Consider the following 26,303-nt stretch of genomic DNA (forward strand, 5'->3'; position numbering starts at 1 on the left):
TTCCGGTCCCCGCTACCCGTCCCTCCCCGCGGCGACCCCGCCGCACCCGGCCGACGGGCCGCCGCTCTTCCGGTCCCCGCTACCCGTCCCTCCCCGCGGCGACCCCGCCGCACCCGGCCGACCGCTCCTGCCCCCGGGGCGGCACCCTCCCCCCGTGTCATCCCCGCCGGCTCGCGGACGCGGCCTTCCGGTCCAGGTCGGTGAGGATCAGCTCCCCGTTGATCGCCGTGCCGGCCCGGTATCCGCCGCTCGCCGCGTTGATCACCTGCTCCGCCGGCCCGACCGCGTTGCCCGCGGCCCAGACCCCCGGGACACTGGTCCGCCCGGTCGCGTCCACCGCCACGAACGGCCCGAACGGCGTCTCCTCGGTCGTGGCCCCGAGCGCCGTCAGCAGCCCGTCCCGGGGCGACAGGAGCGTCCCGGCGAAGAGCACCGCGCGCTCCACGACCCGGCCGTCGGCCAGCCGCACACCGGTCAGCCGGTCCTCCTCGACGACCAGCCCGGACACCTCGCCGGTCACCACGGTGATGCCGGCCGCCGCCACCCTCGCGCGATCTTGCGGGGACAGGGGAGCGGCCGTGTGGAGGAAGAGGGTCACGTCGTCGGACCACTGGGACACCATCAGGGCCTGGTGCGCACCCATCACCGGGTGCGCGATGACCCCGAACGCCTGGTCGCGGACTTCCCAGCCGTGGCAGTACGGGCAGTGGAGCACGTCCTTCCCCCACCGCTCCGCCACTCCCTCGATCGCCGGGAGTCCGTCCACCAGGCCCGTCGTCACGACCAGCCGGCGCGCGTGGACCGTCCGCCCGCCGTCCAGGGTGACCACGAACCCGTCGGCCCCGTCCGAGGCCGCCTCCGTCACCCGCCCCGCCGTCCACTCCACCCCGTACGCCGCGATCTCGCGCCGTCCCTCCGCCAGGAACGCGGCCGGGTCCATCCCGTCCCGGGAGAGGTAGCCCTGCATGTGGGCGGCCGGGGCGTTGCGCGGCTCGCCTGCGTCGACCACCAGGGTCCGGCGCCTCGACCGGCCGAGGACCAGAGCGGCGCTCAGTCCCGCCGCACCGCCTCCGACCACCACGACGTCGTACCGCTGTCCGGGAGTGTGCTCGTGTTCGCTCATGCCACGACTCTCACTCCGGCGGTCGACTCTTGACAAATGTTCTTGCCGTTTCTGCAATGGACTCATGACCGATGACGAACGCATCGACGAGGTACTGAACGAGGTCGGTCCGCGGCTGCGCCGCATCCGGCACGAGCGGGGGGCCACCCTGGGTGATCTCTCCGCCTCCACCGGCATCTCGGTGAGCACGCTCTCCCGCCTGGAGTCCGGGCACCGCAAGCCCAGTCTGGAGCTGCTGCTCCCCATCGCGCGCGCCCACCAGGTGCCCCTGGACGAACTGGTCGGCGCGCCGCCGGTCGGCGATCCGCGCGTGCGGGCCAAGCCGATCGTGCGCCACGGCCGCACCATGTTCCCGCTCACCCGCCAGCCCGGGGGCCTCCAGGCCTACAAGGTCGTGCAGGACAAGCCGTACGAGAACCCCGATCCGCGCGTGCACGAGGGGTACGAGTGGCTCTACGTCCTCTCCGGCAAGCTGCGGCTCGTCCTCGGCGAGCACGACGTCGTCCTGGTGGCGGGGGAGGCGGCCGAGTTCGACACGCACGTGCCGCACTGGTTCGGGCCCACGGACGACGGCCCGGTGGAGTTCCTGAGCCTGTTCGGGCCGCAGGGTGAGCGCATGCACGTGCGAGCCCGGCCGAAGAACTCCTGAGGGCGGCCGAGAAAGTCGCGGCATACGGTTCCTCCACGGCAAGCGACCGCTTAGTATGCGACCGACCGCGCAGTACGGACGACCGCTGGTGGAGGAGCTCCATGCAGGCATGGCGAGTGCACGAGAACGGCGAGCCGGGCGAGGTGATGCAGCGCGACGAGGTGGACGTGCCCACCCCGGGCGAGGGGCAGCTCCTCCTCAAGGTCCGCGCCGCGAACATCAACTTCCCCGACGCCCTGCTCTGCCGCGGGCAGTACCAGGTGCGGCCGCCCCTGCCCTTCACCCCCGGGGTGGAGATCTGCGGCGAGACCGAGGACGGCCGCCGGGTCATCGCCACCCCCGTCCTTCCGCACGGCGGCCTCGCGGAGTACGCCGTGGCGGACGCCGGGAGCGTGCTCCCGGCCCCCGAGGCCCTGGACGACGCCGAGGCGGCCGCGCTCCACATCGGCTATCAGACGGGCTGGTTCGGCCTGCACCGCCGCGCCGCCCTGAAGGAGGGCGAGACGCTGCTCGTCCACGCCGCCGCCGGCGGAGTCGGCAGCGCCGCCGTCCAGCTCGGCAAGGCGGCCGGCGCCACGGTCATCGGCGTGGTCGGCGGCCCCGAGAAGGCCGAGGTGGCCCGCGCGCTCGGCTGCGACGTCGTCATCGACCGCCGCTCCGAGGACGTCGTCGCCGCCGTGAAGGAGGCCACCGGCGGCCGAGGAGCGGACGTGATCTACGACCCGGTCGGCGGCGCCGCCTACGCCCAGTCCGCCAAGGCCGTCGCCTTCGAGGGCCGGATCGTCGTCGTCGGCTTCGCCAGCGGATCGATCCCCTCGCCCGCCCTCAACCACGCCCTGGTGAAGAACTACGCGATCCTCGGCCTGCACTGGGGCCTCTACAACCTCAAGGACCCGGCCGCGATCCCGCGCTGCCACGAGACCCTCACCGCGTACGCGGCCAAGGGGCTGATCAAGCCGCTGGTCAGCGAGCGCGTCGCGTTCGCCGACGCGGCCGACGCCGTGCAGCGGGTCGCCGAGGGCGTCACCACCGGCCGTCTGGTCGTCCTCCCGGAAGGAGCCCGGGCATGACGGACACCGCCGAACTGCTCGACCGCACCCGGCGGCTGCTCGCCGAACACCCGCCCGCCGCCACCGCGCGGGAGGACTTCCTGCGCGCACGCTTCGACGCCGGGCTCGCCTGGGTGCACTACCCCGCCGGCCTCGGCGGACTCGACGCGCCCCGCTCGCTCCAGGCCGTCGTCGACGCCGAACTCGCCGCGGCCGGCGCCCCCGACAACGACCCGCGCCGGATCGGGATCGGTCTCGGCATGGCCGCCCCGACCCTCCTCGCCTACGGCTCCGACGAGGTCAAGCAGCGCTTCCTGAAGCCGCTCTGGGTCGGCGAGGAGGTGTGGTGCCAGCTCTTCAGCGAACCGGGAGCCGGCTCCGACCTCGCCGCGCTCGGCACCCGGGCCGTCCGGGACGGCGATTCCTGGGTGGTCAACGGCCAGAAGGTGTGGACGTCCAGCGCCCATGTCGCCCGCTGGGCCATCCTCATCGCCCGCACCGACCCCGACGTGCCCAAGCACCGCGGCATCACCTACTTCGTCTGCGACATGTCGGACCCCGGCGTCGAGGTACGGCCCCTGCGCCAGATCACCGGCGAGGCCGAGTTCAACGAGGTCTTCCTCACCGACGTCCGCATCCCCGACGCCCACCGCCTCGGAGAGGTCGGCGACGGCTGGCGGGTCGCCCAGACCACGCTCATGAACGAGCGCGTCTCCATCGGGGGCGCCCGCATCCCCCGCGAGGGCGGCATGATCGGCCCGGTCGCCACGACCTGGCGCGAGCGCCCGGAGCTGCGCACCCACGACCTGCACCGCCGCCTGCTCGACCTCTGGGTCGACGCCGAGGTGGCCAGGCTCACCGGCGAACGGCTGCGCCAGCAGCTCGTCGCCGGACAGCCCGGCCCGGAGGGCAGCGCCATGAAGCTGGGCTTCGCCCGCCTCAACCAGGCCATCAGCGGCCTGGAGGTGGAACTCCTCGGCGACGAGGGGCTGCTGTACGGCGACTGGACCATGCGCCGCCCCGAACTGGTCGACTTCACCGGCCGGGACGCCGGCTACCGCTACCTGCGCTCGAAGGGCAACTCCATCGAGGGCGGTACGACCGAGGTCCTGCTCAACATCGTCGCCGAACGGGTCCTCGGCCTCCCCGCCGAACCCCGCAACGACAAGGACGTCGCCTGGAAGGACCTCGCCCGATGACCGACCTCCTCTACTCCGAGACGGAAGACGACCTGCGGGCGGCGGTCCGTTCGCTGCTCGCCGACCGGGCCGGCGCGCAGACGCTGCTCGCCCGGATCGAGGGCGAGAGCCCGTACGTGCCGGGCCTGTGGAAGTCCCTCGCGGGGGAGATCGGCGCGGCCGGACTGCTCGTACCCGAGAAGCTCGGCGGCCAGGGCGCGAGCCACCGCGAGGCGGCCGTGGTGCTGGAGGAGCTGGGCCGCGCGGTGACGCCGGCGCCGTACCTCACCAGCGCCGTGGTGGCCACCGAGACCCTGCTGGCCCTGGACACGGAGAGCGGGCCCGTCGCCGGACTCCTCGCCGACCTCGCCGCCGGGCGGAGCGTGGCGGTCCTCGCGCTGCCGCTGTCGACCGGCCCCACCGCCGCGCCCGCGTCCCGCGGCACGGGCCACGACGGCGCGCCCACGGTGTCCGGGGTCGCCGACGCCGTCGTCGCCGACGTCTTCCTTGTGCCGCGCGCGGACGGGCTCCACGCCGTCCCGGCCGCCGAGGCCACCGTGGAGCCGCGGACGCCGCTCGACCTGACCCGGCCCCTGGCCGCCGTCACCACGGACGCCGCCGGCACCCGGATCGCCGACGCGGACACCTCCGCCGAGGCCGTCCGGCGCGGTCTGCTCGCGGGCGCCGGGCTGCTCGCCTCCGAGCAGCTCGGCCTCGCGGAGTGGTGCCTGGAGGAGACCGTGCGGCACACCCGCGAGCGGTACCAGTTCAACCGCCCCGTGGGCTCCTTCCAGGCGCTGAAGCACCGGATGGCACAGCTCTGGCTGGAGATCGTGAACGCACGCGCGGCGGCCCGCGCCGCCGCCGACGCACTGGCCACCGGCAGCCCCGAAGCCCCCCTGACCGTCGCCGTCGCCCAGGCGTACTGCTCCCGGGTGGCCGTCCACGCGGCCGAGGAGTGCGTGCAACTGCACGGAGGCATCGGCATGACCTGGGAGCACCCGGCCCACCTCGCGCTGAAGCGGGCCAAGTCCGACCAGATCGCCTTCGGTTCGGCCGGCTTCCACCAGGACGCGCTCGCGGAGCTGGTGGGTCTCCCGGCCCCGGCGTGAACCGGAAGGCCGGGCCGAAGTAAGGGGCCCCCGTGCCCACACCCCTTTACATACTGTTTAATTGCGAGTTGTTCGCAACAACGGTTGATCTTCAAGAGGGGTGTGGGCACCATGACCGCCCGATCCATACGCGGCGCGGCCGCCGCGACGCTGGCCGGAACCCTGGCCCTCACCGCGGCGGCCTGCTCGAACCCCGGCGGCCCCGCCTCGGGCTCCGGCGGCCCCAAGGATTCCGCGGTCGTCGGCATCGCCTACGAACCCGAGACCCTCAGCCCCCTCCTCGGCTACGGCAAGGACGGCAACTCCAAGATCTTCGACGGGCTCCTCGCCTTCGACGAGACCATGAAGCTGCGGCCCGCCCTCGCCGACGCCCTGCCCCGGGTGAGCCCCGACGGACTGACGTACACCTACACCCTTCGCACCGGCGTGACCTTCAGCGACGGCCGCCCCTTCTCGGCCAAGGACGTCGTCTTCACCTACCGGACGATCCTCGACCCGAAGACCAACAACCCCTCGCGGACCGAACTCGACGCCCTGAAGGACGTCAAGGCCGTCGGTGGGAACACCGTCGTCTTCACCCTGAAGTACCCCTACGCGCCCTTCGCCGAGCGGACCGTCCTCGCCATCGCCCCCGAGCACGTCGCGGCCGGCCAGGACGTCAACTCCGGCCCCTTCACCACCCGGCCCGTGGGCACCGGCCCCTACGTCCTCACCGGCTGGTCCAAGGGCGAGAAGCTCAGCTTCGAGGCCAACCCCCGCTACTGGGGCGGGGCCCCGCAGGTGAAGAAGTTCACCATGGCGATCATCAAGGACGACGACGTCCGCGCCACCCGGCTGCGCTCCGGCGACCTCGACGGCGCCATCCTCCCGCCCAACCTCGCCGCCGGATTCAAGAACGACAAGGCGAAGAGGACGTACGCCGCCACGACGTACGACTACCGCACGGTGACGCTCCCCACGCACCACCGGGTCACCGGAGACACCGCCGTCCGCCGCGCCCTCGACATCGCCGTCGACCGGCAGACCATGGTCGACAAGATCCTCGAAGGCGCCGGAAAGCCCGCCTACGGCCCCGTACCCACCGACAGCGAGTGGTTCGCCAAGGGCACCGAGCGCCGCCACGACCTCGCCGGCGCCCGGAAGATCCTCGACGAGGCCGGATGGAAGCCGGGCCCGGACGGCATCCGCGTCAGGAACGGCGTACGGGCCCAGTTCCCGCTCTGGTACCTCTCCGGGGACAAGCTCCGCCAGGACCACGCGCTCGCCTACGCCTCCGACGCCAAGAAGGCCGGCATCGACATCAGGACCCAGGGCGGCACCTGGGAGGTCATCGAGCCGCGCATGAGGACCGACGCGGTCCTCGCCGGCGGCGGCTCGCCCGGTGACCCCGACTTCGACCAGTACCTCCTCCTGAAGTCCACCCTCGCCGGCGACGGCTTCAACAACATGGCCTGGTACGACAACAAGGCCGTCGACGAGGCCCTGGAGGCCGGCCGGCGCACCGACGACCTCACCGCGCGCCGGGCCGCGTACGACACCGTGCAGCGCGAACTGGTCAAGAACCCCGGCTACACCTTCCTCACCCACATCGACCACCTGTACGTCGTCGAGGACCGCTGGACCGGACTGTCCACCCAGACCGAGCCGCACGACCACGGACTCGCCGCCGGCCCCTGGTGGAACGTCGAGACCTGGAAGCCGAAGGACACGCGGTGAGCCGTCGCCTCCCCTGGGGGGCCATGGCCCGGATGACGGGACGGCGGGCGCTGTTCGCCGTCCCCGTCCTGCTGGCGGTCACCTTCGCGGTCTTCGCCGTCGCCGCGGCCTCCCCCTTCGACCCCGTCAAGGCGTACGCCGGCACCGCCGGCCTCACCGCCTCGCAGGAGAACCTCGACCAGTTGCGCGCCAACCTCGGCGTCGACCAGCCGCTCGTCACCCGCTGGTGGGACTGGCTCACCTCCGCACTGCGCGGCGACCTCGGAGACTCCAGCGTCATGCGGCAGCCCGTCGCCGACGTCATCGCCGAGCGGATCGGCTGGTCCGCGCTCCTCGCCGTCACCGCCTTCCTCCTCGCCATCCTCCTCGGCACCGCCCTCGGGGTCCTCGCCGGACGCCGCCGCGGCGGCTGGCTCGACCGGACCGTCAGCTCCGCCGCGTACACCCTGGAAGCCGCCCCCGCCTTCTGGCTCGGCCTGCTCGCCATCTGGTTCTTCGCGCTGAAGCTGGGCGCGCTGCCGGCCGGCGGGCTCACCGACACGGCCAGCGACACCGTCACCTTCGACCAGGTCGCCGCACACCTCGTGCTGCCCGCCGCCGTCCTCGGCGTCGCCCAACTGCCCTGGTTCTTCCTGTACGTCAGGCAGGGCGTCGGCGACGCCCTGGAGGAGGACCCCGTCCGCGGGGCACGCGCACGCGGACTGCGGGAGCGCACCGTCCTGCTCGGCCACGCCCTGCGCTCCGGCATGCTGCCCATGCTCACCCTGGTCGGCTCCCGTGTCCCCGAACTCATCACCGGCGCCCTGCTCGTGGAGACCGTCTTCAGCTGGCCCGGCATCGCCGCCGCCACCGTCCAGGCCGCCACCTCCGTCGACTTCCCGCTGCTCGCCGCGCTCACCGTCCTGGCCACGGCCGCGGTGCTCCTCGGCAACCTCCTGTCCGACCTGCTGTACGGCCTGGCCGACCCGAGGGTGGGCTTCGATGGCTGACCCCCGCACCCGGCGCGTCCGCTTCTGGTCCTCCGCCGTGATCGTCGGCGCCGTGGTCCTCGCGGTCCTGGTCGTCCCCCCGGTCGTCCGCCTCGACGAGCAGGCGGTCGAACTCTCCCGCAAGCTCCTGCCGCCTTCCTGGGAGCACCCGTTCGGCACCGACGACGTCGGCCGCGACCTGCTGCTGCGCAGCGTCTACGGGCTGCGGATCTCGCTGCTCGTGGGCTTGGTCGCCGCGCTCGTCGCCACCGTCATCGGCACGGCGGTCGGCGCCGCCGCGGGAGCGCTCGGCGGCTGGACGGACCGGTTCGTGATGCGGATCGTCGACGCCTTCTCCTCCGTGCCGCACCTGCTGCTCGGCATCTTCATCGTCGCGATGTTCCGGCCGGGCGTCTGGCCGGTGATCGTCTCCGTCGCCCTCACCCACTGGCTGTCGACCGCACGCATCGTCCGCTCCGAGGTCCTCTCGCTGCGCTCGCGCCCCTACATCGACGCGGCGGTCTCCGGCGGCGCCTCCCGGTGGCGGGTCGCCGCACGCCACCTGCTCCCGGCCGTCCTGCCCCAGGCCGGACTCGCCGCCGTGCTCATGGTCCCGCACGCCATGTGGCACGAGTCCGCGCTCTCCTTCCTCGGCCTCGGCCTCCCCAGCCACCAGGCCAGCCTCGGCAACCTCGTGCAGAGCGCCCGCTCCTCCCTGCTCGCAGGGGACTGGTGGCCGACGCTCTTCCCCGGCCTGTTCCTGATCGTGCCGACCCTGGCCGTCGCGGGACTCGCCGGAGTGTGGCGCGACCGCCTCAATCCGCGCCGTCGATCGGAGCTGATGCTGTGAACCCCCGCGCCGAGAAGCCCCGCACCTCGGACACCCCGGCCGGAGGCTCCCCGGCCTCGCACATCCCGGCCCCGGGTGGCCGGGCCGGTGACCCCGGGGCCCCGCGTCCCCGAGCGGAGAACGCACGCGTCGTACGCGCCCTGGAGGCGGTCGCCGCCGGACGCGCCGACGACGCCGTCCTGAGCGTCCGGGACCTGTCCGTCCGCTTCCGCATGCGCGGAGGACGCCGGGTCGCCGCCGTCACCGCCGCCGACTTCGACCTGGCCGCGGGGGAGTGCCTCGCCCTGGTCGGGGAGAGCGGCTGCGGCAAGTCCGTCCTCGCCTCCGCGCTCCTCGGCCTGCTGCCCGGCAACGCCGAGACCACCGGCACGGCCCGCCTCGGCGGCGTCGACCTGCTGGCCGCCGACGAACGGACCCTGGCGCGTACGGTACGAGGCCGGCGCGTCGGACTCGTGCCGCAGAGCCCGGCAGCCCACCTCACCCCCGTCCGCACCGTGCGCTCCCAGCTGGAGGAGACGGTGCGCGAACTCACCGGGACGGCGCGGCGGGAGCGGCGCGCGGCGGCCGAGGCGGCCGCCGAACGGGCCGCCTTCCCGGCCGGTCACCTCGACCGCCACCCCCACGAACTCTCCGGGGGCCTCGCGCAGCGCGCGGCGACCGCGCTCGCCCTGATCGGGGACGCGCCGCTGCTGCTCGCCGACGAGCCGACCACGGGGCTCGACCGTGACCTGGTCGAGCGGACCGTCGACGAGCTGCGCCGGCACGCCGACGAGGGCCGGGGGCTGCTGCTGATCACCCACGACCTGGAGGCGGCGCGGAGGATCGCCGACCGGGTGGCCGTGATGTACGCGGGCCGCATCGTCGAGACCGCCGCCGCGCACCGCTTCTTCGGCGAGCCGGGCCCCCGGCACCCGTACGCCCGCGGTCTCCTGGACGCCCTGCCGGACCGCGCCTTCACCCCCATCCCCGGGATGCCGCCCGAACTGACCGACCTGCCCTCCGGCTGCGCTTTCGCCCCCCGGTGCGGGCGCGCGACCGCGGAGTGCGGCACGCTCCCCGTGCCGCTCGCGGGCGTGGCCTGCCACCACCCGGTGCGAGGCGGCGGCGATGCGTAGCCCCACGCCCCCGCGCCCGGGCACCCGCCCCTGCCCCGCCCGGCCGGCGCCGGCCCTCGCTCCCCACCCCGACGGGACCCTCGGCCGGGCACCGGGGCAGCCCCCTGGTCCGAGGCGAGGCCGGCTCGTCGGCCGGGCTTCCGGCCCGACGGGTGGCCGGCTCGTCTGCCGGCCCCGTGGCCCGGTCCCCATGCGGCCCCTCGGTCTCGGTGGGTTCTGCGGCCGGTCCGTCGACCGGGTCTCGGGCCGGGTCTTCGCTCCCGCCCCCGGTCACGTCCCCGCTCCCGTCCCGCCCGGAGGGCCCCGTGCTTGAACTCGACGCCATCACCGCCGGTTACGACCGCCGAGCGCCGGTCTTCCGCGGCGCGTCGCTGACCGTCCCGCCAGGCGGGTCCGTCGGTCTGCTCGGCCCCAGCGGCTGCGGCAAGTCCACGCTCGCCAGGGTCGCCGCCCTGCTCCACCGGCCCGACGCGGGCCGCCTGGTGCTCGACGGGACGGAGGTACGCGGCTGGCGGCACGGTGCGCCGCGCGCGCTGCGGACCTCCGTCGGGGTGGTCTTCCAGCAGCCCCGCCTCTCCGCCGACCCCCGGCTCCGGCTCGCCGACCTGATCGTCGAGCCCCTGCGCGCCACCGGCCGGCGGTCCGAAGCCGAGGACCGCCTCGCCGAACTCGCCCCGGAGGTCGGCCTCACCGCCGACCTCCTCGCCCGTCGTCCGCACGAGGTCAGCGACGGCCAGCTCCAACGCGCCTGCCTGGCCCGGGCCCTGGTGCTGCGCCCGCGCTGGCTGGTCTGCGACGAGATGACGGCCATGCTCGACGCCTCGACCACGGCCGCGCTGGTCGCGGCGGTCGAGGCCTACCGCGCCCGGTCCGGCGCGGGGCTGCTGGCCGTGGGCCACGACCGGATCCTCCTGGAACGCTGGTGTGACCGCACGGTCGACTGGCAGGAGTGCCTGGGCTAGGTCGTCTCCGGAAAGCCTCGCCCGGGCCGCGACGCCCTGCACGCCCTCCCGCGGCCCTTCGGGCACGGGAGGTGCCCCCACTCGCCGCCCAGGGCCCCCAACGTCACCCGTTCGGCAGGCATGCCGTACCGCCGGACGGAGCTCCCCCTGCGCCACACTGGCCGCCGGACGCCGCAATTCCGGTGCGGTGCAAGGAGGGTGTGGCGATGGCCGTTTCCATTTCCGTGGTGCTGCTTCTGCTGGTGCTGGCGGTGATCTTCCTCCGCAACGGCGGTATGAAGCTCTCCCACGCCCTGGTCTGCGCGCTGCTCGGCTTCTTCCTCGCGGGCACCAGCATGGCGCCCACCATCCAGAACGGCGTGGCCGCCACCGCCAACGTCGTCAGCAGCCTCAAGCCCTGACTGCCGTAACGTTTCACGATCATGAAGTGCCCGTGAAACGCAGGGTGGTCGCATGTACAAGTGGGGTGCTCGGGCCTAACGTCGGCCGCCGGCGCGACCGACGTACGCACCCGAGGAGCCGCATTGATCACGCCCCCCACACGAGCCCGCGCACTCGCGCTGATCGCCGCGGTGTGCGCGACCGCGCTCGCGTTCGCGACCCCCGTCGCTCTCGCCGACGAGATACCCCTCGCGCCCGGCCATCGGCTGGTGGACCACTACCAGGGCGCGCCCGCCACCCCCCGGCCCGTACCGGGAGAGGCGCCCGACCGGCATCCGTACCTCGCTCCGAACGGACGCAGCGGCATGCACGCCGACGGTGCCGGCAGCGGGACCCACCCCCACCCGGGGCCGCTCGGCCGCGCCCCGAGGGTCACCAGCGAGAAGATCGCCCCGCTCGGCGGCGAGTGCGCCACGGTCACCTTCGACACGGCCGGCCGCCTGCTCACCGTCTGCGGCACGTTCTCCGGGTTCCTGCTCAAGCTGCTCGACCCGGGCACCCTGGACACCCTCGCGGAGTACCGCCTCCCGCAGCGCTCCTCGACCGTCGAGGCCATCACCCGTCTCGACTTCGAGAAGATCTTCAAGGACACCTCCGGCGGTGCCTACTTCTACCTCGACCAGCGGGACCGGGTCGTCCTCGCCGACTCCCGCCAGCACATCCTGCGCATCGCCCACTCCCAAGGCGCCGACGGGAGCTGGAAGTTCACCGTCGAGGACGACTGGGACCTCACCCCGCTCGTCCCGCACGACTGCGTCGGCTGGACGAACCTCTTCCCCAGCGGCGTGTGCGACCCGGTCACCTCCGTGATGCCCGACTGGGACGGGCGCATCTGGTGGGTGACGCGCCTCGGGCGGGTCGGCACCGTCGATCCCGCCACCGGCGCGCTCCGCGCCGTCCGGCTGGACGGCGAGGAGATCCAGAACTCCTTCTCGGTGGCCGAGGACGGCGTGTCCATCGTCTCCGACCACGCGCTCTACAGCTTCCGCGCCGACGCCGACGGCACCCCCAGGATCCGGTGGCGGCAGACGTACGACCGCGGCACCGGCACCAAACCCGGCTCGGTGAACCAGGGTTCGGGGACCACTCCGGACCTCTTCGGCACCCGCGAGGACTATGTCGCCATCACCGACAACGCCGACGACCGGATGAACGTCCTCGTCTACCGCCGCGGCGCCGACGTGGCCGAGACGGAGCGCCTGGTCTGCCGCGTGCCGGTCTTCCGGCCGGGCGCCTCCACCACCGACAACTCCCTGATCAGCTGGGGCGACAGCCTGATCGTCGAGAACAACTACGGCTACGAGAACCCGGCCACGCTCACCTTCGGCCGCAGCGTCACCGGCGGAGTGACCCGGATCGACGTACGCCCCGACGGCAGCGGCTGCGACACGGTCTGGGAGAGCGACGTCCGGTCCCCCTCCACCGTGCCGAAGCTCTCCACGGTCAACGGACTCCTCTACTTCTACGAGAAGGAGCCGAGCGCCCTCGGCATCGACGCCTGGTACCTCACCGCCGTCGACTTCCGCACCGGGCAGCGGGTGTTCCGCCGGCTGACCGGCACCGGTGTCGCCTACGACAACAACTGGGCGCCGATCACCCTCGGCCCCGACGGCACCGCCTACGTCGGCGTCTTCAACGGGATCGTGGCCGTGCGGGACGAAGCCTGAGCCTGAGGCACGGCGACGCCCGGGGCCGTCACGGTCCCGGGCGTCGCCGCGCGCTCCCGCCTCACACGAACGCGGGCATCTCGCCCTCGGTGGTCTTCAGGTCGATCACGGCGAAGGCCGCGCCCTGCGGGTCCACGATGCTCGCGAAGCGGCCGAACGGGCTGCCCATCGGCCCGAACACCTTCCGGCCGCCGAGCTTCTCCGCCGTCGCCACCGCGGCGTCGCAGTCGTCGACCGCGAAGTAGACCTGGATGTACGACGGGACCTCGGCCGGGAAGTCCTCCGGGGTCATGGTCATCCTGCCGATGACCGGCATCTCACCGCCCAGGTCGAAGACCTTGTAGTCGACCTGGTCGTCCGTCATCCTCTTCGCGTTGTAGCCGAAGACCGAGGTCAGAAAGGCGTCGGACGTCTCCGGCTCCCGGGTGAAGACCTCTGCCCAGGCGTACGCTCCGGGTTCGCCCTCCAGCTCGAAGCCCTTGTGGGTGCCGGGCTGCCAGATGCCGAAGACGATGCCAGCGGGGTCCCGCGCCAGGCACATGGAGCCGAAGTCGGCGACCGCCATCGGCTCCATGAGGACGGTGCCGCCGCTGTCCTTGATCTTCTCCGCCGTGGCGGTCACGTCGGGGGAGGAGAAGTACAGGCACCAGGCCGACTGCGGCTCGGCGTCCTGGCCGGGCATCGGGGGGACGACGGCCGCGACGGCCTTGCCGTTCCGGTGCGCCTGGGTGTAGTTGCCGAACTCCGCGGACGACTCGGCGAAGGTCCAGCCCAGGACTTCGCCGTAGAACGTCTTGGCGGCCTCGAGGTCGGTGAACATCGCGTCGGCCCAGATCGGCGTGCCTTCGGGTTGCGCGGCCATGACGGTGACTCTCTTCCGATCGACGGGGCGTCCCCTGCGTGTCCGAGGGGGTGCTCGTGGGACGTCTCTCCAGGCCACGCTAACCACGCCTGCCCGAGCCCGCGCGGTGACGCACCGTGATGGGCCGCCCGCGAGGGGTGTGCGGACCCTTGATCGGTCCCGTACGGCGACCGCGTACGTCGCACCCCTAGGAACTGACGGTCCGTCAGGCTACTCTCCGCCCATGATTCCGACAGTCGTCTGGGGAACCGGAAACGTCGGGCGTGCCGCCATCCGTGCCGTGGACGCCCACCCGGCCCTGAAGCTGGACGCCGTACTCGTCCACACGCCCGCCAAGGTCGGCCGCGACGCCGGAGACCTCGCCGGTATCGGCCGCACCCTGGGGGTCGCCGCGACCGGCGACGCCGAGGCCACGCTCGCCGGCCGTCCGCGGGCCGTCGTCTACGCCGCGTCCGGTGACATCCGGCCCGACGAGGCGCTCGCCGACATCGTCGCGGCCATCCGCGCCGGCGCCGTGGTGGTCACCCCCTCGCTGTACCCGCTCTACGACGCGGCGGGCGCCCCGCCCGAGCTGCGCGAACCGGTCCTCGCCGCCGTCGCCGAGGGCGGCGGCTCGCTCTTCGTCTCCGGAGTCGATCCCGGCTGGGGCAACGACGTCCTCCCCCTGCTGGTGAGCGGCCTCGGCACCACCGTCGACACGATCCGCTGCCAGGAGATCTTCGACTACTCGACGTACGAGCAGGAGGACTCCGTCCGCCATCTCGTCGGCATGGGGCAGCCCATGGAGTACGAACCGCCGATGCTCGCCCCGTCGGTGCCCACCATGGTGTGGGGCGGCCAGATACGGCTCATGGCGCGCGCCCTCGGCGTCACGCTCGACGACATCACCGAGACGCTGCAGCGGCGCCCGCTCGGCTCCACCGTGACCACCCGGACGATGGGCTCCTTCGAGGCGGGCACCCAGGGTGCCGTGCGGTTCGAGGTGCGGGGGATCGTCGGCGGCGAGCCCCGCATCGTCATCGAGCACGTCACCCGCATCCACCCCTCCTGCGCCCCCGACTGGCCCACACCGCCCGACGGCGCGGGAGCGCACCGGGTGATCGTCGAGGGCCGCCCCCGCATCCAGGTCACCGTCGAGGCGACCGACGAGGGCGAGAACAGGTCCGCGGGCGGGAACGCCACCGCGGTCGGCAGGCTGGTCAACGCCGTCGACTGGCTCGTGGACGCCAAGCCAGGACTCTACGACGCGCTGGACGTGCCCCTGCGTCCCGCGGTGGGCAGGCTCGGAAGGAGACAGCCGTGATCATCGACATCCCCGAGGGCCAGGAACCGATCGGATACGTCTGGGGCGACATGGTCCCGGGCATCGGCATGGCGGCCGCGAACTTCTCGCTGTCGGTGTACGAGCACACCACGCTCGGCCTGCGCGAGTTCGAGGCGGCCCGGCTGCGGATCGCGCAGATCAACGGCTGCGCCTTCTGCCTGGACTGGCGTACCGAACGGGACGGGCGGAAGGTCGAGGAGTCCTTCCCCGACGCCGTGACGCACTGGCGCACCACGGACGCGTTCGACGAGCGCACGCGTCTGGCGGCGGAGTACGCCGAGCGGTACGCCCTGGACCACCACGGTCTCGACGAGGAGTTCTGGTCGCGGATGACCGGGCACTACAGCCAGAGGGAGATCGTCGAGCTGAGCATGAGCATCGGCTCCTGGCTGGCGTTCGGCCGGCTCAACCACGTGCTGGGCCTGGACACCGTGTGCGTCCTGCCCCAGGGCTGAGCCGGCCCCTGGCCGCCGTCACAGATCGGTGGCGATGATCTTCTCGATGTTCCGCTCGGCGAGCGCCGTGATCGTCACGAAGGGGTTGACGCTGGCGTTGCCGGGGATCAGCGCGCCGTCGATGACGTAGAGGCCCGGGTGGCCGTGCAGGCGGCCGTGGTTGTCGGTGGCCCGGTTCAGCACGGCGCCGCCGAGCGGGTGGTACGTGAGGTGGTCGCCCCAGATCCTGGAGCCCCCGAAGAGGTCCGTGCGGTAGATCGTCCCCTCCTTGGCGTTGATCCTGTCGAAGATGCTCTTCGCCATGTCGATGGACGGCTGCTTCCAGGCGGTCTGCCAGTTCAGATCGACCCGGTCGGCCGCGGCGTCGTAGGAGAACTCCGCCCGGTGCGGGTTCTTGGTGATGGAGAGGTAGAACGAGGCGTACGTCTCGATGCCGGTGGGCAGGGGCGCCACCTCGGCGAACGCGCCGCCCGCGTCCCAGTTGTCGATGCCGGCCGTCGGCATGGAGGACTGGAGCTTGCCGGTGGCGTCCCACATGTGGTTCGCGCGGCCGCACATGACGTTGCCGTTGTCCCCCCAGCCCTTGCCGACCTCGGCGTTCAGGCCGGGCAGGGCGCCGGTGGCCCGCAGCCTCGTCAGCAACTTGCTGGTGCCGACGCTGCCGGCGGCGAAGAAGACCTTGCCCGCCGTGACCGTCTTGGTCGCCTTGGTGGCGCCCGTCGTGTCGAGTTCGTCGATCGACACCGTGTAGCCGCCGCCGGCCGCCGGGGTGACGGACGTGACCTTGTGCAGGGGGGAGACGGTGACCCGTCCGGTGGCCTGGGCCTGGGCGAGATAGGTCTTGCGCAGGGTCTTCTTGCCGTGGTTGTTGCCGTACAGGACCTCGCCGGCCAGCGCCGACCTGGGGGCCGCCCCGGCCGCCTCCTGCTTCATGTACTCCCAGTCGTAGACGTTGGGCACGAAGACGAAGGGGAAGCCGGAGCGCTGGGCGTGCTTGCGGCCCACCCGCGCGTACTGGTAGCAGGCGGCGCTCTCCCACCAGGCGGGGTCCACCTGGTTGACGCCGAGCCCGGCGTTGGCGCGGGGGTAGTAGACGGAGTACATCTCGTCGGCGTTCACGGAGGGGAGGATCGCCCCGAAGTTCTCCCGCCGGGGCGTGACCGCCATGCCGCCGTTGACGAGGGAGCCGCCTCCCACCCCCCGGCCCTGGTAGACCGTGATGCCGGCGAACTCCTCCGCGTCCAGGATGCCGGTGTAGCGGGGGACGTCCTTGTCGAGCGGGAAGCCGAGGAAGCTGCTGAGGGGCTGCTTGGTCCGGGTGCGCAGCCAGAAGGAGCGGTAGTCCGGCTTGGTGGTGTTGGCGAAGACGTTTCCGTCCGGCCCCGGGGTGTCCCAGGACATGCCCATCTCGACCATGTGCACGGGGACGCCCGCCTGGGCCAGGCGCAGCGCGGCGACGGAGCCGCCGTAGCCGGTCCCGATCACCAGGACGGGAAGGTGGGCTCCCGCGGTGACGCGGGTGGCCGCCACGGCCGTTCCGGGGAGGGCCAGAGCGCCGATAAGGGAACCTGTTCCAGTGATGAATCTTCTGCGTGATACCACGTGAAGTTCCTCTCTGTCGATGGGAAGAGGAACGAGTTCTACTGCCGGCCGCTTGGGAAGTCACGGTAAACCGATAGGTAACTTATGGGTGGGTCGCGCACCTTGTGCACTCCGGCATTCAAGGTGAATCCCTATAAAGCCGACATTCTGGGCAGACTGAGGACCGATCGAGCCAGGAGCGCGCCCACCATGCCGACCACCGCCGCCGACCCCGCCCTCGCGTCCGCCCCGGCCCAGGCCCTGGATCCGGCCCTGGACGCGGTCCCCGAAGATGTCGACCGCGCCGCCGCGCAGCTCTGCGACACCGCCGCGTGGCGGGAGATCGTCCGTCTCTGGGACGCCCCGGCGCCGCCCGCCGACATCCCGGTCACACCCCCCGCGGACGGCTGGCGAGCCCTCCTGTCGGTGCCCGTCGACCAGCTCGTCGCCACCGCACTGGACGCCCTCCCGGCGCCCCCGCCCCCCGAGCGGCCGCTTCCCGGGCGGCTCGGCGCGGTCATGCCGGACCGTCTGCACGCCTGGCGCCGCATCGGCCGGCCCGACCTGCGGCCCTCCACCCATCTCGCCCACGCCCGCCGCGTTCTCGTGGAATGGGGCTGGCAGAACAAGCCCTACCGCCTCCGCGACGCCCGCGGCGCCCGCTGTCTGTGCGGCGCCCTGCTCACGGCCCACCGCCTGGGCTACGGCAGCGCCGACACCATGAACCGCTCCGCCGCCTGGCTGGTCACCGAACTGCGCGCACAGGGCTGGACGGGCCTGATCGGGCCGTGGAACCGCGCGCCGGGCCGCACCGCGGAGCAGGCGCTCGCGCTCATCGACGCGACGATCCGTCGCGCCGCGCACGCGGGAGAGTGACCCCGCTCTCGTCCCAGGTGCGCGGCCTGGGCGCCATGGCCCAGCGGATGGAGCCCGTCACCAGCCGCCCGCCCACCCGGGCCCCGTCCCACGCCGGGCCCGGAAGGCGCGGCAGCCCCAGCGGCTTCCTGGCCCACGGGGGCAGCAGCGCGACGGAGGCCGCCGCCAGCAGCGCGTAGGGCGGCCGGGCGGGCCAGGGGATCGGCGGACGCAGCAGCAGGAACCTCGCCGCCTCCCGGGAGGCGGGCGTGGCCCGCAGTTCCGCGCGGTACGCCTCCATCCGCGCCGCCAGCTCGGCGACGCTGAGCGGCGGGTCCGGGACGCCCAGCTCCCGCGCGATCACGGCGGCGTCCGCGACGTATCCGTCATAGCCGGCGTCGTCGAGCGGAGCCGCTCCGTAGACGCGGTGGGCCCGCAGGAAGCTGTCGACCTCCGCCACGTGCACCCAGCACAGCAGATGCGGATCGGAGGCGTGGTACGGGATGCCGTCCGGGGTCGTCCCCCGGACCCGCTCGTGGACGGCCCGGACCCGGTCCACCGCCTGCCGCGCGTCCTCGGCCGTCCCGAACGTCGTCACGGCGAGGAACGTACTCGTCCGCTGCAACCTGCCCCAGGGATCGCCCCTGAAGCCGGAGTGAGCCGCGACCGCGGCCATGGCGAGGGGGTGCAGCGACTGCAGGAGCAGCGCCGTCAGACCGCCGACGAACATGGAGGCGTCACCGTGGACGGCGCGGATGGGGCGGTCGGGGCCGAACCAGCGAGGACCGGGAGCGCCGTGGATCCGGGCGCGCGTGGACGCGCCCGAAGGGCCGGCCACCCGGCGGAAGAGCGTGGCGCCGAGCCGTTCCCTCAGATCGTCGACGGTGGGGGGCTGCCATCCCATGCGCCCAGTATGCGTCGCGCCCGGACGGGGTGACCCGGGCCGTACGGGCGCGGCGTGGCGCGGCCCGGTCCGGGGGTACGCGTGCGCGTCGCGTTCCGACGCCCCTGCCGCTGAGCCGCCTGCGTCACCGCGCTGCGCGATGGGGTCCCCGTGCGGCTCGGTGCCCGGACAGCCGCATCGAATCCGTAATGGACGATTCTCGGAAGCGGTTGCGTGTGCGATCTGTAATGCACGATACTTCGGGCAGGGCGGGGCGCGAGTCGCCCGTGCCGAGAGAGAGGGGACGGACATGCGACGCGAAGAGCGGGATCTCATCGGGGTGAGAGAAGTGCCGGCGGATGTGTACTGGGGCATTCACACCCTGCGCGCGGTGGAGAACTTCCCTCTCACGGGCATCCCCCTGTCGTCGCATCCCGAACTCGTGGTCGCGCTGGCCGCGGTGAAGGAGGCGGCCGCGCTGGCCCACCTGGAGCTGGGGACCCTTCCCGAGGAGCGCGCCCGGGCCATCGTGGCGGCGTGCCGGGAGATCCGCGCGGGCCGCCTCCACGACCAGTTCGTCGTCGACGTCTTCCAGGGTGGGGCGGGAACCTCGGCGAACATGAACGCCAACGAGGTCATCGCCAACCGGGCGCTCGCGATCATGGGGCACCCGCGGGCCGGCTATGAGCACCTGCACCCCCATGACGACGTGAACCGCTCCCAGAGCACCAACGACGTGTATCCCACGGCGGCCAAGCTGGCGGTGTACGCCTCCGCGGGGCGGCTGCTCGACGCGATGACCGTGCTGCGCGACGCCTTCGGCGACCGGGGCGGGCACTTCGCGAAGACGGTGAAGCTCGGGCGCACTCAGTTGCAGGACGCCGTGCCGATGACACTGGGCCGGGAGTTCGACGCGTTCGCCCTCACCGTACGGGACGACGCCGACCTCATCCGCCTGGCCGCCGCGTCCCTCCTGGAGGTGAACCTGGGGGGCACGGCGATCGGCACCGGCCTCAACGCGGACGAGGGCTTCGCGCGTCTGGCTGTCACCCACCTCGAAGCCGTCGCGTCCGTGCCGGTCCGTCCCGCCCGCGACCTGGTGGAGAGCACGCAGGGAATCGGTGGGTTCGTCCGGCTCTCCGGCGCCCTCCGTCAGTTCGCCGTACGGCTGTCCAAGATCTGCAACGACCTCAGGCTGCTGGCCTCGGGTCCCGGGGCGGGCCTCGGCGAGATCCGGCTGCCGGAACTCCAGGCCGGGTCGAGCATCATGCCGGGCAAGGTCAATCCGGTGATGCCGGAGGCCGTGAACCAGGTCTGCTTCGACGTCCTCGGCGCGGACGCCGCCGTCTGCGCGGCGGCCCAGGGGGGTCAGCTCCAGCTGAACGCCTTCGAACCCCTCATGGTCCACCATCTGCTCAACTCCGCGAACCGGCTCGCCGCCGCCTGCCGGCTCCTGGCCGAGCGATGCGTCGCCGGCATCGAGGCCGACGAGGAGCGCTTGCAGGCTCTGGTGGAGAGGAGCGCCGGTCTCGCCACCGCGCTGAACCCGGTCATCGGCTACCAGCGGTCCACGGCCCTGGCGCGGGAGTGCCGGGAGTCGGGGGTTCCCGTCCGTGAGCTGGCGGCTCGCGACGGGCTGCTCACCGACGGGGAGCTCGACGAGCTGCTCGATCCGTCGCGCCTCGCCCGGCCGAGCTGAGCCCCGGCCGGGCTGAGCCCCGGCGACGCGGTGTCATGGCGACGCTGAGTCCCGGCAGCGCAGAGTCCCGGCCGGGTCGTGCCGGGCCGGGACGTCGTGTGCGGTGCGTCATGTGCGGCACCGGATGCCCGCGGGGCCCGGTCGCGTGTGCGAGGGTCCCGCGGGGGCCGACTGCCTCAGCTTCTGGTGAGCGTGCAGGCGTAGGTGGCCGAACCGGAGCCGCTGTAGGCCTCCACGTCGAGGTAGTAGGTGCCCGTCCCGGTCGCGGTCCTGGTGAACGACAGGGATTCGTCGGTGCCCGCCCCGTCGTTCACGGAACGGGTCAGAGTGCTGCCGTTCGCGTCGAGCCAGTACACGTCGGCGTCGTAGGCGGAGGGCACGGCGCAGTTCACCGACACGGTCTGTCCGGCCGCCACGGAGACCTTGAAGTAGTCGCGGTCGCTGGTCGACTTCATGCTGCCCGTGAGGGTGCCGGGCGAGGCGAGCGCGGTGGCGTCGTCGGCCGCGTCGCGCGAGTCGTTGGGCTCGCTCTCCGCGACCGTGGACCCGCCGCCCTGGCTGCCGCAGTCGGTCACGGGCGTCCCGTTGTAGAGGTTGGCGTCGGGCGTGCCGTTCGTGACGCTGCGCAGGTAGTAGCCGCAGGTGGGGCGGTTCTTGAAGTCGAAGGTGGAGCCCGGCGTCAGACGCCAGACCTTGAAGTCGCTGTAGGTGAGCGGCTTCCTGTCGACGGCCTGCTCCGGCTGGTGGTCGGCGAGGACGACGTAGGCGTCCTTGCCGTACTGCGTCGCCATGCCGTTGCGGTCGAGGAACAGGGACCCGCCGCCCTCCTCCACCCCGACGCCCCAGGCGGAGCCGCCGGGTGCGAGGCCGTCCTTCACCGCGCGCGCCAGGAAGGACATGGTGCGGCCCATGCGGTCGCGGGTCACGAAGTGGGAGTCGTTGATGACGGCTCCGTAGTTCGCCCATTCGAACATGCCGGTGGTGAAGCTGACGTACTGGTCGTAGGGGTTGGCGAGGGCTTCCGCGCTGGTGACGCTGCCCTTGCAGGCGTCGTAGACGATCGGGCTGTTGATGTGGTGGCCCGCGCTGCCGCCGCCGGAACCGCCGCCCTTGGCGACGACCGCCTCGACGGCGGCCTCCAGGGCCGTTCCCTTCCAGGCGGTGTAGCGGCACTGGTCGCCGCCGGCGAAGTAGACGAACTCGGCGTTGCGGACGTCGGTGGCCATCTGACTGTTGTTGCCGTCGGACGCCGTCGTCAGCGTCCATGTCGTACAGGAGTTCACGCCGGTCAGCCCCGTGATCGTGTCGCACTCCGGAGTCTTGCTGCCCGACGTCGGCGCCGACCCGGCCAGGACCACCACGTCGAGGCTCCCCGTGCCGCCGCGGATCTCCTGGATGGCCCGGGTCATCGAGGCGGTCACGACGCCGCCGGCCCCGTTCATCGTGAACGCCGGACCGTTCCACGTGCTGCGGCTGACGTCGGACGCGCTGCCGAGCCTGATCCGGTCGGCCGCCGCCTGCGCCGGCTGATGCGCCATCAGTACGGAGGCCATCGCGGTGAGGACGACGGCGGCTGCCGCGGGGGCCCTGAAGGGACGGTGTGTCATGTGCACTCCTGGAGGGGCGAACTCGGTGCCGCGGCCGTGGGTCGACGGCTGCGGGATTGGTAGCGGAACATACAAGTAATGACCTGGATGGGGAAGATGTAAGTCCGGAACAGCGCCCTGCCCGCCGGGACTGAGTCGCGAATACGCGTCAAACGCTCAAAAATCACCCCAGCTCTCAGGCTGAAACTCTCGTTGCGTGAACGTAATGGGACTTACATCTAGCCATCGTGTGGGTTTCTCTGTAACTTCGCAGCAGTGCCTGGCGGTCAGACTCCGCCGGCAGATAACCACCGAGAGGTTCCAGGCGATGAACGCTCTTATCGCACGCCCCGCGGCCGCCGCCGCCGTTGCGGCGACCATGCTCCTGTCCCTGTCCGCCTGCGGCGGCGACGAGCCCGCGGCCCCGTCGGGCAAGGTCGTCATCGGCGGCGTGGAGATCGTGAAGGACCAGAAGCTGCACGACCTGCTCCCCGAGAAGATCAAGAAGGCCGGTGAGGTGCGCGTCGCGACGGATGTGCCGTACCCGCCCTTCGAGATGTACGTGAAGGAGGGGGAGACCGCGCTGACCGGCCTGGACTACGACCTCGGCCAGGCCCTCGGCGGTAAGCTGGGCGTCACCTTCGCCTTCTCCCCGCAGAAGTTCGACGGCATCGTCCCCGCCATCCAGGCCGGCAAGTTCGACGTGGCGATGTCCGCCATCACGGACAACAAGGAGCGCCAGAAGGTCGTCGACTTCGTCGACTACTCCCAGTCCGGCTCCGGCATCCTCGTCGGCGACGGCAACCCGGCGAAGGTGACCACCCTCGACGACCTGTGCGGACGGAAGGTCGCCGTCCAGGCGGCGACCAACCAGCTCGACCTGCTGAAGGGCCATCAGGCGACCTGCGCGAAGGCGGGCAAGGGCAAGATCGACATCCAGACCTTCCCCAAGGACTCCGACGCCCAGCTCGCACTGCGCTCCGGAAAGGTCGTCGCCCAGGTGCTGACCAAGCCCGCCGCCGGCTGGGTCGCCAAGACGGCCGACGACGGCAAGGCCTTCGACCTCGTCGAGGACCCGTCCGCCCCGGGTGGCTACAACGCCTCGCCCAACGGCATCGCGGTCAGCAAGCAGCTGCCCGAGCTGACGGACGCCATCCAGAAGGCGCTGCAGTCCCTCATCGACGACGGCACCCTGATCAAGATCTACAACAAGTACGGCGTCCCGTCGATCGCGGTGAAGGAAGCCACCAAGAACGCGGCGGTGGGCTGAAGATGGCCGGCACCATCAAGGTCCCGCGGGACACGACCCCCGCGGACCGGCCCCTCACCGGGGAGATCGAGGTCGTCCCCGTCCGCAACTACGCGCGCTGGATCGCGGCCGTCGCCTCGGTCCTCGCCCTCGTCGGACTGATCGGCTCCCTCGCCAAGAACGACAACCTGCACTGGGACGTCGTCGGTGACTACCTCTTCGCCGACCTCATCTTCGACGGTCTCGCGACCACCCTCTGGCTCACCGCCGCCGCCATGCTGCTCGGTCTATCCCTCGGCACGCTGATCGCCGTCATGCGGCTCTCGTCCAGCCCCGTGCTGTACGGACTCGCCAACGCGTTCGTCTGGGTCTTCCGCGGCACCCCGCTGCTCGTGCAGATCATCTTCTGGGGTTACGCCGCCGCGCTGTACACCTACGTCAAGATCGGGGTCCCCTTCACCGGCATCACGTTCTTCCAGGCCGAGACCAACGCGCTGCTGACACCGGCGATCGCCGCCCTTCTGGCCCTCGGCCTGAACGAGGCGGCCTACGCCTCGGAGATCGTCCGCGCCGGCATCCAGTCCGTCGACCCCGGGCAGGCGGAGGCCGCGCACTCGCTCGGCATGCGGCCCGCGCTGACCATGCGCCGGATCGTCCTGCCGCAGGCCATGCGCGTGATCATCCCGCCGATGGGCAACGAGACCATCAACATGCTCAAGATGACCGCGCTCGTCTCGGTCATCTCCGCCCACGACCTGATGTCCAACATCCAGGACGTGTACGCACAGAACTACCAGGTCATCCCCATGCTGGTCGTGGCCAGCATCTGGTACCTGGCCCTCGTCACCCTCCTCAGCGTGCCCCAGGCATGGCTGGAGCGGCGCTACGGCCGCGGGACCACCCGCGCCGGACACGTCTCGCCCTTCCGGCGCCTCCTCGGCGGAACGGCGGAGCGGCTCGGCAAGAACAGCAAGGAGCAGAACCGATGAGCACCCCCATGGTGCGCGCCGAAGGCGTACGCAAGCACTTCGGGAGGCTCGAGGTCCTCAAGGGCATCGACCTCACCGTGGAGCGCGGCCAGGTCTGCTGCCTCCTCGGCCCCTCCGGATCCGGGAAGTCCACCTTCCTGCGCTGCATCAACCACCTGGAGAAGGTCGACGGCGGCCGGCTCACCGTCGACGGGGAGCTCGTCGGCTACCGCCAGCAGGGCAACAGGCTCCACGAGCTGCGCGAGCGCGAGGTAGCGGACCGCCGCCGCGACATCGGCATGGTCTTCCAGCGCTTCAACCTCTTCCCCCACATGACGGCCGTCGAGAACGTCATGGAGGCCCCCGTCAAGGTCGCGGGCGTCTCCCGCGCCGCCGCCCGGGAACACGCCCACGCCCTCCTCGGCCAGGTCGGTCTCGGCGACCGCGGGCACCACTACCCCGCCGAGCTGTCCGGCGGACAGCAGCAGCGCGTCGCCATCGCCCGCGCGCTCGCCATGAAGCCCAAACTGATGCTCTTCGACGAGCCCACCTCCGCCCTGGACCCCGAGCTCGTCGGAGACGTCCTGGACGTCATGCGGCAGCTCGCCGCCGACGGCATGACCATGGTCGTCGTCACCCACGAGATCGGCTTCGCCCGCGAGGTCGGCGACACCGCGGTGTTCATGGACGAGGGAGTCGTCGTGGAGGCGGGCGACCCCCGCCAGGTGCTCGTCGACCCGGAACAGGAGCGCACCCGCGCCTTCCTGTCCAAGGTCCTGTGAGCGCCCCCACCCGCCGCCAGGAGAGGCTCGACGACCTCCTGGACCTGGCCCGGGCCCGCCGCGCCGACTACCTGCGCGACCTGGAGGAGCTCGTCTCCGTCGACTCCGGCTCCTACAGCGCCGAAGGCGTCAACCAGGTCGCCGACTGGATCGAGCGCCGGCTCGAACGGCTCGGGTTCGCGGTGGAACGCGTCCGCTTCCCGTCGACGCCCGACGGACACCGGACCGGTGACGCCCTCGTCGGCCGCCGACGCGGCACGCTGCCCGAGTCGGAGGGAGGCCGCAGGATCCTCCTCGCCGGCCACATGGACACCGTCTTCGAGAACGGCACCGCTGCCGCCCGCCCCTTCCGGATCGACGGCTCCACGGCGTACGGCCCCGGCGTCAGCGACGACAAGGGCGGCCTCCTCGCCGGACTCACGGCCCTGGAGCTCCTCGGCGACCTCGGCGTCGAGGCGTACGACGAGCTGGTCCTGCTCGCCACCCCCGACGAGGAGATCGGCTCGCCGGCCAGCCGACCGCTGATCGAGAAGACCGCCGGCGAAGTGCACTACGGACTCGGCCTCGAATGCGCCCGGGAGAACGGCGACTTCGTCATCGCCCGCAAGGGCGTCGCCGACTTCCGCCTCACGGTCACCGGCCGGGCCGCACACGCCGGCATCGAACCCGAGCGCGGTGCCAACGCCGCCCTCGCCGCCGCCCACCTCACCGTCGCGCTCCAGGCCCTCAACGGCCACTGGGACGACGTGACCGTCAACGTCGGCGTCGTCAGGGCCGGAACCCGCGCCAACATCGTCTGTCCCCAGGCGGAACTGCGCATCGAGGTGCGCGCCGCCACGACCGCCGACATCCAGCGCGTCGACCGGGCCATCCGCGAAGCCGCCGACCAGCCCGGCGTCCCTGGCGTCACGGTCGAGGTCGAGCAGCTCGACCTGTGCCCGCCGATGGAGGACACCCCCGCCTCCCGGCGGATGTTCGACCACGCGCGCACCGCGGCCCGAGCGGCCGGCATCGAGCTGGGCGCCGCCGCCACCGGCGGCGTAGGGGACGCCAACATCATCGCCGGCGCGGGAATCCCCGTCCTCGACGGCCTGGGCCCGGTCGGTGGCGCCGACCACACGCCCCAGGAGTGGCTCGACGTCACCAGCGTCCCCCACCGCATCGCCCTCCTGGCCGACCTGGTCGCCTCCCTGGGCACGGCCGGCACGCCCTGAATGACGTCCGCACCC

Annotated in this window: 24 protein-coding genes; 19 read left to right on the plus strand and 5 right to left on the minus strand. The window is 72.4% G+C overall.

Annotation, left to right across the window (positions count from 1 at the left end):
* Positions 1 to 157: 157 nt before the first annotated feature.
* The gene (locus tag AB0K65_RS12015) at positions 158 to 1,123 is read right to left on the minus strand and encodes an NAD(P)/FAD-dependent oxidoreductase (protein WP_365715681.1); all 966 of its coding nucleotides are present in this window, start codon (positions 1,121 to 1,123) and stop codon (positions 158 to 160) included.
* A 64-nt stretch (positions 1,124 to 1,187) separates the two neighbouring features.
* Here AB0K65_RS12015 and AB0K65_RS12020 point away from each other — a divergent pair, with 64 nt between their 5' ends.
* The 11 genes from AB0K65_RS12020 to AB0K65_RS12070 all read left to right on the plus strand — a co-directional run bounded on the left by AB0K65_RS12020 (position 1,188) and on the right by AB0K65_RS12070 (position 12,830).
* Positions 1,188 to 1,772, plus strand: a complete 585-nt coding sequence (locus AB0K65_RS12020) for an XRE family transcriptional regulator (protein WP_365715682.1) — start codon at positions 1,188 to 1,190, stop codon at positions 1,770 to 1,772.
* 101 nt (positions 1,773 to 1,873) lie between these two features.
* A complete protein-coding gene (locus AB0K65_RS12025; protein ID WP_365715683.1) occupies positions 1,874 to 2,842 on the plus strand; it encodes an NADPH:quinone oxidoreductase family protein in 969 nt (322 codons plus the stop codon).
* Positions 2,839 to 4,020, plus strand: coding sequence for an acyl-CoA dehydrogenase family protein (locus tag AB0K65_RS12030; protein ID WP_365715684.1), 1,182 nt, complete (start codon positions 2,839 to 2,841; stop codon positions 4,018 to 4,020). The genes AB0K65_RS12025 and AB0K65_RS12030 overlap by 4 nt, the downstream gene beginning before the upstream one ends.
* A complete protein-coding gene (locus AB0K65_RS12035; RefSeq protein ID WP_365715685.1) occupies positions 4,017 to 5,111 on the plus strand; it encodes an acyl-CoA dehydrogenase family protein in 1,095 nt (364 codons plus the stop codon). The genes AB0K65_RS12030 and AB0K65_RS12035 overlap by 4 nt, the downstream gene beginning before the upstream one ends.
* 111 nt (positions 5,112 to 5,222) lie before the next feature.
* Positions 5,223 to 6,827, plus strand: coding sequence for an ABC transporter substrate-binding protein (locus AB0K65_RS12040; RefSeq protein ID WP_365715686.1), 1,605 nt, complete (start codon positions 5,223 to 5,225; stop codon positions 6,825 to 6,827).
* Positions 6,828 to 6,850: 23 nt separating this feature from the next.
* The gene (locus AB0K65_RS12045) at positions 6,851 to 7,816 is read left to right on the plus strand and encodes an ABC transporter permease (protein ID WP_365715788.1); all 966 of its coding nucleotides are present in this window, start codon (positions 6,851 to 6,853) and stop codon (positions 7,814 to 7,816) included.
* Entirely contained in the window at positions 7,809 to 8,645 is an 837-nt protein-coding gene (locus AB0K65_RS12050) for an ABC transporter permease (protein ID WP_365715687.1), read from the plus strand. Before AB0K65_RS12045 ends, AB0K65_RS12050 begins: the two co-directional genes overlap by 8 nt.
* Before the next feature lie 212 nt (positions 8,646 to 8,857).
* Entirely contained in the window at positions 8,858 to 9,760 is a 903-nt protein-coding gene (locus AB0K65_RS12055) for an ABC transporter ATP-binding protein (protein ID WP_365715789.1), read from the plus strand.
* Positions 9,761 to 10,065: 305 nt separating this feature from the next.
* Complete coding sequence (locus tag AB0K65_RS12060; protein ID WP_365715688.1) at positions 10,066 to 10,722, plus strand: ATP-binding cassette domain-containing protein; 657 nt, start codon at positions 10,066 to 10,068, stop codon at positions 10,720 to 10,722.
* A 206-nt stretch (positions 10,723 to 10,928) separates the two neighbouring features.
* A complete protein-coding gene (locus tag AB0K65_RS12065) occupies positions 10,929 to 11,123 on the plus strand; it encodes a hypothetical protein (RefSeq protein WP_365715689.1) in 195 nt (64 codons plus the stop codon).
* Between the two features lie 171 nt (positions 11,124 to 11,294).
* The gene (locus tag AB0K65_RS12070) at positions 11,295 to 12,830 is read left to right on the plus strand and encodes a hypothetical protein (RefSeq protein WP_365715790.1); all 1,536 of its coding nucleotides are present in this window, start codon (positions 11,295 to 11,297) and stop codon (positions 12,828 to 12,830) included.
* A gap of 61 nt (positions 12,831 to 12,891) precedes the next feature.
* Here AB0K65_RS12070 and AB0K65_RS12075 read toward each other — a convergent pair whose 3' ends face one another.
* Entirely contained in the window at positions 12,892 to 13,692 is an 801-nt protein-coding gene (locus AB0K65_RS12075; RefSeq protein ID WP_365715690.1) for a VOC family protein, read from the minus strand.
* 223 nt (positions 13,693 to 13,915) lie between these two features.
* Between AB0K65_RS12075 and AB0K65_RS12080 the strand changes: the two genes are divergently transcribed.
* Positions 13,916 to 14,995, plus strand: a complete 1,080-nt coding sequence (locus AB0K65_RS12080; RefSeq protein WP_365715691.1) for a dihydrodipicolinate reductase — start codon at positions 13,916 to 13,918, stop codon at positions 14,993 to 14,995.
* The gene (locus AB0K65_RS12085) at positions 14,992 to 15,471 is read left to right on the plus strand and encodes a carboxymuconolactone decarboxylase family protein (RefSeq protein ID WP_365715692.1); all 480 of its coding nucleotides are present in this window, start codon (positions 14,992 to 14,994) and stop codon (positions 15,469 to 15,471) included. The genes AB0K65_RS12080 and AB0K65_RS12085 overlap by 4 nt, the downstream gene beginning before the upstream one ends.
* A gap of 18 nt (positions 15,472 to 15,489) precedes the next feature.
* On the opposite strand, the gene AB0K65_RS12090 is transcribed toward AB0K65_RS12085, so the two are convergent.
* Positions 15,490 to 17,073, minus strand: coding sequence for a GMC oxidoreductase (locus AB0K65_RS12090; protein WP_365715693.1), 1,584 nt, complete (start codon positions 17,071 to 17,073; stop codon positions 15,490 to 15,492).
* A 189-nt stretch (positions 17,074 to 17,262) separates the two neighbouring features.
* On the opposite strand from AB0K65_RS12090, the gene AB0K65_RS12095 reads away from it, so the two are divergent.
* A complete protein-coding gene (locus AB0K65_RS12095) occupies positions 17,263 to 17,928 on the plus strand; it encodes a hypothetical protein (protein ID WP_365715694.1) in 666 nt (221 codons plus the stop codon).
* Here the strand turns inward: AB0K65_RS12095 and AB0K65_RS12100 are convergent.
* Complete coding sequence (locus AB0K65_RS12100; protein WP_365715695.1) at positions 17,885 to 18,811, minus strand: oxygenase MpaB family protein; 927 nt, start codon at positions 18,809 to 18,811, stop codon at positions 17,885 to 17,887. The genes AB0K65_RS12095 and AB0K65_RS12100 overlap by 44 nt on opposite strands.
* Positions 18,812 to 19,100: 289 nt before the next feature.
* Between AB0K65_RS12100 and AB0K65_RS12105 the strand changes: the two genes are divergently transcribed.
* On the plus strand, positions 19,101 to 20,489 hold the full coding sequence (locus AB0K65_RS12105) for an aspartate ammonia-lyase (protein WP_365715696.1): 1,389 nt from the start codon (positions 19,101 to 19,103) through the stop codon (positions 20,487 to 20,489).
* A gap of 176 nt (positions 20,490 to 20,665) precedes the next feature.
* Here the strand turns inward: AB0K65_RS12105 and AB0K65_RS12110 are convergent, their stop codons facing one another.
* The gene (locus tag AB0K65_RS12110) at positions 20,666 to 22,096 is read right to left on the minus strand and encodes a pre-peptidase C-terminal domain-containing protein (protein ID WP_365715697.1); all 1,431 of its coding nucleotides are present in this window, start codon (positions 22,094 to 22,096) and stop codon (positions 20,666 to 20,668) included.
* A 307-nt stretch (positions 22,097 to 22,403) separates the two neighbouring features.
* Here AB0K65_RS12110 and AB0K65_RS12115 point away from each other — a divergent pair, with 307 nt between their 5' ends.
* Genes AB0K65_RS12115 through AB0K65_RS12130 form a run of 4 tightly spaced genes read left to right on the plus strand, consistent with a single transcriptional unit; the run spans position 22,404 to position 26,288 of the window.
* Positions 22,404 to 23,345, plus strand: a complete 942-nt coding sequence (locus AB0K65_RS12115; protein WP_365715698.1) for an ABC transporter substrate-binding protein — start codon at positions 22,404 to 22,406, stop codon at positions 23,343 to 23,345.
* Positions 23,346 to 23,347: 2 nt separating this feature from the next.
* On the plus strand, positions 23,348 to 24,313 hold the full coding sequence (locus AB0K65_RS12120; RefSeq protein ID WP_365715699.1) for an amino acid ABC transporter permease: 966 nt from the start codon (positions 23,348 to 23,350) through the stop codon (positions 24,311 to 24,313).
* Entirely contained in the window at positions 24,310 to 25,074 is a 765-nt protein-coding gene (locus AB0K65_RS12125; protein WP_365715700.1) for an amino acid ABC transporter ATP-binding protein, read from the plus strand. Before AB0K65_RS12120 ends, AB0K65_RS12125 begins: the two co-directional genes overlap by 4 nt.
* Positions 25,071 to 26,288, plus strand: a complete 1,218-nt coding sequence (locus AB0K65_RS12130) for a M20 family metallopeptidase (protein WP_365715701.1) — start codon at positions 25,071 to 25,073, stop codon at positions 26,286 to 26,288. Before AB0K65_RS12125 ends, AB0K65_RS12130 begins: the two co-directional genes overlap by 4 nt.
* Positions 26,289 to 26,303: the final 15 nt, after the last annotated feature.

The sequence above is a fragment of the Streptomyces sp. NPDC053755 genome, from assembly GCF_040677675.1.
Classification (GTDB): Bacteria; Actinomycetota; Actinomycetes; order Streptomycetales; family Streptomycetaceae; genus Streptomyces.

Excerpts from the sequence above, each read along its gene's own strand:
- AB0K65_RS12045 (WP_365715788.1), top strand. The coding sequence starts at position 6,851 with ATGGCCCGGATGACGGGACGGCGGGCGCTGTTCGCCGTCCCCGTCCTG.
- AB0K65_RS12035 (WP_365715685.1), top strand. The coding sequence starts at position 4,017 with ATGACCGACCTCCTCTACTCCGAGACGGAAGACGACCTGCGGGCGGCG.
- AB0K65_RS12120 (WP_365715699.1), top strand. The coding sequence starts at position 23,348 with ATGGCCGGCACCATCAAGGTCCCGCGGGACACGACCCCCGCGGACCGG.
- AB0K65_RS12100 (WP_365715695.1), bottom strand. The coding sequence starts at position 18,811 with ATGGGATGGCAGCCCCCCACCGTCGACGATCTGAGGGAACGGCTCGGC.
- AB0K65_RS12015 (WP_365715681.1), bottom strand. The coding sequence starts at position 1,123 with ATGAGCGAACACGAGCACACTCCCGGACAGCGGTACGACGTCGTGGTG.
- AB0K65_RS12030 (WP_365715684.1), top strand. The coding sequence starts at position 2,839 with ATGACGGACACCGCCGAACTGCTCGACCGCACCCGGCGGCTGCTCGCC.
- AB0K65_RS12040 (WP_365715686.1), top strand. The coding sequence starts at position 5,223 with ATGACCGCCCGATCCATACGCGGCGCGGCCGCCGCGACGCTGGCCGGA.
- AB0K65_RS12025 (WP_365715683.1), top strand. The coding sequence starts at position 1,874 with ATGCAGGCATGGCGAGTGCACGAGAACGGCGAGCCGGGCGAGGTGATG.
- AB0K65_RS12075 (WP_365715690.1), bottom strand. The coding sequence starts at position 13,692 with ATGGCCGCGCAACCCGAAGGCACGCCGATCTGGGCCGACGCGATGTTC.
- AB0K65_RS12055 (WP_365715789.1), top strand. The coding sequence starts at position 8,858 with ATGCGCGGAGGACGCCGGGTCGCCGCCGTCACCGCCGCCGACTTCGAC.
- AB0K65_RS12115 (WP_365715698.1), top strand. The coding sequence starts at position 22,404 with ATGAACGCTCTTATCGCACGCCCCGCGGCCGCCGCCGCCGTTGCGGCG.
- AB0K65_RS12065 (WP_365715689.1), top strand. The coding sequence starts at position 10,929 with ATGGCCGTTTCCATTTCCGTGGTGCTGCTTCTGCTGGTGCTGGCGGTG.
- AB0K65_RS12125 (WP_365715700.1), top strand. The coding sequence starts at position 24,310 with ATGAGCACCCCCATGGTGCGCGCCGAAGGCGTACGCAAGCACTTCGGG.
- AB0K65_RS12020 (WP_365715682.1), top strand. The coding sequence starts at position 1,188 with ATGACCGATGACGAACGCATCGACGAGGTACTGAACGAGGTCGGTCCG.
- AB0K65_RS12050 (WP_365715687.1), top strand. The coding sequence starts at position 7,809 with ATGGCTGACCCCCGCACCCGGCGCGTCCGCTTCTGGTCCTCCGCCGTG.
- AB0K65_RS12110 (WP_365715697.1), bottom strand. The coding sequence starts at position 22,096 with ATGACACACCGTCCCTTCAGGGCCCCCGCGGCAGCCGCCGTCGTCCTC.
- AB0K65_RS12105 (WP_365715696.1), top strand. The coding sequence starts at position 19,101 with ATGCGACGCGAAGAGCGGGATCTCATCGGGGTGAGAGAAGTGCCGGCG.
- AB0K65_RS12080 (WP_365715691.1), top strand. The coding sequence starts at position 13,916 with ATGATTCCGACAGTCGTCTGGGGAACCGGAAACGTCGGGCGTGCCGCC.
- AB0K65_RS12095 (WP_365715694.1), top strand. The coding sequence starts at position 17,263 with ATGCCGACCACCGCCGCCGACCCCGCCCTCGCGTCCGCCCCGGCCCAG.